General features: G+C 43.4%; 1 protein-coding gene. It reads right to left on the bottom strand.

Annotation, left to right across the window (positions count from 1 at the left end; translation table 11 throughout):
- Positions 1-46: 46 nt before the first annotated feature.
- On the bottom strand, positions 47-5,419 hold the full coding sequence (locus HWQ41_RS26955; RefSeq protein WP_292769989.1) for a translocation/assembly module TamB domain-containing protein: 5,373 nt from the start codon (positions 5,417-5,419) through the stop codon (positions 47-49).
- Between the last annotated feature and the right edge of the window lie 1,287 nt (positions 5,420-6,706).

Here is a 6,706-nt window from a genome sequence, read left to right as displayed (position 1 = left end):
TTCCCCATTCCCTATTCCCTATTCCCTTTCATTAAACTGTATTGATCTAAAATCGGGTTTCATACTGAACTTGGAATTGATTTTCATCTCCCAAATTAGTTGAGCCTCGGATGAGAATTTCGTCATTGACTCGATAGAGCACATTGTAAAGGAAAGAGTCATCATTGTTAGAAAGAGCGTGTGATAAAGAAACAGATGCATTTCTATTGATGTCAAACACACCTTCTGCTGATAAATTAAGAACTGAAGCGATCGCTGCTTTATTACTACTAGTAGATGGAGTCGGATATATCCGAAACTCACTGAAACCAATAGCCTGTCCGATCGCAGTGATCGTTCCTTGTAAACCACTTAAAATGGTCGAACTAGCGAAATTAGTCAGCCCTTGGCCTGCATCTGTTTGACCGAAAGAATTCAGAATTGAGCCACCCAACAGAGCAACTATCTCTCCCTTACTACGGCTGGGTTCGCTCGTCAGTTCCAGATTGTCGCTCAATTCACTAGCTGGCCCGTTCACCCTGGCTTGAACGGTAACGCTATTTAAAGTCCCAAAGTTGTTTACAGAAACATCGCTGACTTCAGAAGACAATGGTGATTCCAAAGTTTGAGTGTTCCTTGCCGATGTTTCCGGTACAATTGCGGTAAGTCGCACATCTAGGGTCGGGTCAAGTCCTTGACTAGGAATAAACCGCGCAGTTTGTTCGTAGCCCCGCGCCAAGGCGAACTGAGTGGAAAATAAGCTCAGTCCTCCTCCTGTCAAACGAATGACTCCTTCAGGAAGCGGCTTGGCTAATGTACCATTAATGGTCAAGTCGCCTTTAGCCTCAAAGCTCAATAGGGGCTGACTCAATGCGGCTCCTCCTGGTACAAAGCTCAATAGGGACTGAGTGGTAACACGAATACCCTTATCTAAAGTCAACTTTAAATCTGCAAACTCTATAGGTAAATTGGGTGGAGTGACTGCGCTAGTGGTGCTACTCTTGGCTGTAATCACTGGGTTAGCGCTATTCTCTGCCGTAGGTGTGACGTTAGCGTTAACCTCTTCTCTGTTTATGACGTTAGCATTAGCTTCAGCTGTAGCTGCTGATTTTTTATTAGCAGTAGCCGAGTTTCCAATAATCACCTGACCATTACTCAGTTTAATCTCTCCACCAATTACAGGTTTTAACGCTGTTCCGCGAATCACGACATCGCCGCCGACACCGCCTTGATACAATCCTGCAAGCTTAAAATTGAGTTTGTCTGCTATTGATACTGTTAGGGGATTCGCTGCGGCTTGCCCAGGAGTAAAAATTGGCAGGATGCCTGATGCACTCACTTGCCCTTTATTGTAAGTGCCTTGGATACCTTCGACATTCAGCGTTTTACCATTAAATTGCACTGTTCCTGTGACATTCGTTAGGGGATCAGATAAAGCTTGAGCGCTAAAAGTTGCATTATTAAGTGTGGCATTGCCGTTGATAATTGGTTCGTTTAAAGTACCTTGAATGTTTAAATCTACTTTCCCTTGACCGTCTACCCAAGCGACTTGATTATTGGTAAACACGTTTAACAGTGCCAATCCTTCGTTCTGCACATTGGCGTTGATGCTGATTTGATTGCTATCTGGTTGCACTGCCGCAAAAGGTAACGGAGCAGGTACGCTACCTTTAATCGCAACTGGCTGCGTTCCTGTAACTAATAAGGTACTATCAAAATTCAAGCGAGCTTTGTTGTAATCAAAGTTCACCTGTCCTGTTTGCACAGGTCGTTTGTTAAGAGTCGCATCCGCCAGCGCTACTTGCCCTTTAACACTAGGGTCTTTTAAACTACCTGCTAATGTGGCATCAGCATTCACTTTCCCAGTGATATCTATGGGGTATTTTTGAATAAAAGGCTCTAAAAGTGATAAAGGTAAACTTGCTACATTCAACTTTCCAGATAGTTGCTCAGTTCCTAACTGTCCTGAAAACGCTACTAGTCCTTGATTTATCCCAACACTCAAAGGCGAAAGTGTGACGATACCATCGGCAAAAGTGCCTTGAGCAATGACTTGATTAATAGAGTATTCACCCCATTGCCAGTTGGCACCTTGAAAATTAAAGCCGACATTCAACCCAGATTTTAACGAGCCATTAGCTGTAATTGCTCCACTTAAAGCACCCGTTAATTCTGCAAGGGTGGGCAAAGATGGGGTTTGTTTTGTCTCTACTTGCTGTTGTTTTGCTGCCAATGCGGTAATTTTTGAGAAATATGCTAACTGTGTTTTCAAATCTGCATCGGGCAAACTGATAGATTCAGTGTTAAGTACTTCTGCTTTAGCCAACTTCGGAGGCTGCAACCCGGTACTAAAGTCTTGAAAGCCGAAGATATTGAACGCTTGTAAAAGTCTCTGGATTTTAGCTTGATCAAAATTAGCTTGAAATTGAAATTGCGGGTCATTCCCTGTTTGCACATTTCCACTCAGGGCGATGTTGCTATCTCCAATCCGCAATTGACCATTAGCCAAGCTAGCAGTACCATCGGCATAATTGATCGTGCCGCGAAATTCATCGGCTGCAACTCTAGCAACACGAGGCGCTGCGATCGCAATGTCTCCCGCAACTGCATAATTATTTAGATTGACAACTAAATTTCCTGATAATTGCCCCGCCAGTGGTTTCAATTGATTGTTAGGTAAAAAGCCCCCAATCAGAGCGATGGGAAACTCTTGGGCGTTGATGAGCAAGTTATCTCCCTCAGTTCTGCCCGTGGTAACTGCGCCATCGCGTCGGACTAAAAATGAAGTTGGGCGATAATCTGCACCCAGGTTAAGTGCAATCCTATCTTGCTTCCCAGCTAATCGCAGACTTGCCCCTTGTCCCCCTTGAAAATTCACGTTTCCAGTTAAAAGTGGGTCAAATGCCAAGTTACTAACCTGGAAATTCCGCAGCCGGATATTGCCATTAGCTTGCGGTACATCTGGAGTACCTGTAACTTTTCCATTAAAATCAACTAGCCCCGCTACTGCTACATCACCAGGAACTTTGAAGCCAGTATTTTTTAAGTTGAAATTCTGCGCCAGTACATTTAAATTAAATCCCGCAATTTGGGGTGCGCCAGTTGGTGGAGACTGAATAGCGATCGCACCATTAGCACTCAATCCTGGGGTACTTGCGTTTTCAACTATAATCTGCTGTCCATCCCACTTAAATTGAGCGGTGAGCGGTTTTGCCAGCAGCGCTATCCCTTGGGGAAGGTTGATTTGTCCGGCGGCGCGAATATCTGCAAGCTGGAAAGATTTTGTTGTGCCTGATAACTGAATATTGCTATTGAGTCGTCCTCGTAGTTGTGGTGAGAAACGGTTGAGTTGAATTTGCGAAGTCTTGACAACCCCTTGCCAGCGTTGTTGTGCAAGTTGACCTTGAGCCACGATTGTCCCACCTGCCACGTTCAAAACCGCATCGGGGAAAAGGATATTTTCTCCTTGTTTGGCAACAACAATTCGTCCGGTAGTGGGATAGGTGGCGGTAGGCGCTTGTACCCGCGCTACTGTTTGCAAATTGCTCAGAGTGCCGGAAATATTAGCATTTGCCGACACATTCCCAATGGTGATGCCGGGTGAAGTTTTGTAGGCTCGGGCGATCGCATCCCCTGGTAAATTTTCTGCTTGCACATTAAATGATACTCTCCCTTGGGGTGCAAGCTGAAGTTGACCACTAGCTGTAACTTGTCCTCCCACCTCTGGATTAGCTTGAACGCGAGCAACATTGACGTTTAACGGTCTACCTAGAGAACCGGAAATTTTGGCATTCGCAGATATACCACCAACCTGAATCGGAGTTGAAATACCATAACCTTGAGCGATCGCATTTCCTGGTAAATTTCGAGCTTGAATATCTACGCCTACCTCACCTTGAGGAGCCAGTTGAATTTGACCACTGGCTGTGATTTGTCCTCCGGCTGGCGGCGTTACTTGAACACTACTAATATCAAGTTTCAACGGCTGTTTGCTAAGTGAGCCAGAAATTTGGGCTTTTGCTGAAACATTCCCAACTGCGATCGGTAGAGTAACGCCATAGCTGCGTGCTAGTATATCCCCTGATACACCATCAACTTGAGCATTAAATATTACTTTGTCTTTGGTTCCCAGATTAGCTTGACCGCCTCCTGTGATTTGACCACCTGCTGCGGGGACTATTTTCAGATTGGAGACGGCAAGTTGAGATGCAGTTTTAGATACATTCAAACGGAAATCAGTATTGACGGTTTTAAATTGAACGCGGTCAACTTGAATAGGTTTTGTGTTGCTTAGAGTACCGCTGAGGACTGGTTGCCCAAGTGGGCCGCGTACCTGAATATTTGCTTGAATTTCGCCACTAGCTGGGACTGACGAATTTACTTTCAATGTCTCTAAGATATTTTTCGCACTAACAGGTTTTATCTGAGCAGAGATATTAAAACCTGTTTGAGTATTAATTGTGCCATTTGCCAGAATGGGAACTTTGCCAAAATTCGTACTCAGATTATCTAAAGCAACTGTCTGACCTTGAAATATAAATCTCCCATTAAAATTAGAAATCGGCTGAGGAATATTTTGAATTTTAGCAGTGACTTGATTAGCTGTAGCTGTTCCCGTAATCGCTATTTCTGACAGTTTGGGTGGAATCTGAACCCCTAAGTCAGCATTTAAATACCCTGCTTGCAAGGCAATTGGCAACTGAATTAATCGACTGACCTCTGATACTTGTAAATTTTGTGCTTGAAGTTGGAGGCTAGTTTGTTGAGCTTTTAGTTGTGTTTCGCCAACGATTTTAACAGCGCCTCCCCTAGTGAGTTGAGCATTTATGTCATAACCGATCCTTTGATTTTGATCGGAAAATCGGGCAATACCACCAACTTGAGCTAATATTACTGAGCCTTTCGGTTTAGTTGGTGCGGCGAATGGCATCAACTCGACATTGCCATCTTGAATTTGAAGTGTCTCCAAATCAGTTTGAATAAAGCCTTGTTTCTCCCCAGCCTTAACTTGGGCTGTCACCCAACGACCATCTTTATCCTGTTGAATGTAGACACTGGGCTGAACTAACGTAACATTTAATACCAGCTTTCGGGTGAAGAGAAGTTGCAACGGCGAGAACTGCACCTCCAAAGCTTTTGCTACCACCTGGTCTGGATCGGTGGGAGTTGCTGGTATCGATAGAGAGCTAAATCTCAGACTAGAGAGCGAAAAACGTTCAACTTTCCCAACTTTTACTGTACGCCCAAGCAATTGCTGAAGATTTTGCTGCACTAACGGTGCTAAATCATTATATACATAGTTTCTAGCCCACCAAGCACCAACTATAATTCCAACCAGCAAAACCCCACTCAGAGCCAAGCTGGTACGTCCTAAAATCAGGAGCCACAGACGACGATTAGATGGTTCCTGATTGTTTCCTGAATTTGGAGATCGCGTCATGATCGTTACTAGTACCAGTACTTTTTCTGAAGTGAGCCGAGAGACAGGCTAGTTGCATTTGTATCAGCAAGTTACAAGCTATCGTTTCACAATATTAGGACTTCTGCAAGAGCTTTGGGGCCAGCCACCTCTCTTCTTTACGAGAGACCGCGCCAACGAGACGCTCCGTAAATGCGCCTATGTTATTTCATAATTTTGCGTAATTACTGAATATATTTCGAGTAATAGTTTGTCACCAGACATTAGTTTTATTGGTCTTCAGATTTGGAAATTTTGCTGGGATTATAAGAATTATTTAGGACTACCTCAATTTGAACAGTACTGGTATTTATAGCAGTTGCCAGGTAGCGGTTGACATAAGCTAATCATAAAACACTGACACCAAGAGACTTTCAAGCCTGTTAAGAGTTCCCTGGTATATTCTATAATTTAAGGTAATTCTATAATCATTCAAATTGGTATCTTTAGATAGATTTTATTTGCTTAAGTATTATTATTCAGAAATTAGGTAATATTGGAATATTAAATTATTTTGTGGCAAGTCCTGTATATACAACCCTAGTTAGAAAATTCAACTGCTGTAGAATCTAACCCCGTATAGATGACGATGGTAAGTAATCTTAGATTTGGGAGTAATGTAGAGTGGAATGTAACTTCCTGAATCTGGATTTAGATCCCCGACTTTTTCAAGAAGTCGGGGATCTGGGTAGAAACTTTTGCTTAAGTTAAGTACCATTCTCATGTAGAGTGCATTAGGATTAAGGTAAAATCGGGCATCCATTGTTATTTAGTTATGGGATGCGATGCCTACGGTGGGCATACGTGTCAACTTAAGCTAAAACTCCTTTAAAACCTCGTTTCCAGCCAGAGGCTGGAAATGCACCTCATTGCGGCTCTGCCGCGAGTAAGGAAGGCGGCAGCCCTCCAGTAGGCATTCCCAGTCAGAGACTGGGAACGAGACAAATGAGAGAATCTTTAAAGGCTGTGTCTAGACTGGCTTTTATCTTAAGTTGACACCAATGTACAGCGGGCTGCGCCTACGCACTTACAAAATATCGATAAAGAAACCTTATGTTTACGCCAAATTATCAGATAATTTTATCCAGTAATTCATCAAGTGAAATTTGAGACTCCGGCTGTGCTATTAGATAGCAACACGCCGGAAGTATATCAGGAACAACTGCATAATCTTGGGTAGTAACAGATTACTAACAAGATTCCCGACTTCTTAGAGGATACTGCTGGCGAATTGAGGGTAAGACCCCTCAAGGTAACCAGTTTTAGAAT

This window comes from Nostoc sp. NOS(2021), from assembly GCF_017115025.1.
Classification (GTDB): domain Bacteria; phylum Cyanobacteriota; class Cyanobacteriia; order Cyanobacteriales; family Nostocaceae; genus Nostoc.
Note: the sequence above shows the minus strand (reverse complement) of the source record. Positions and strands in the feature narration are given on the sequence as shown.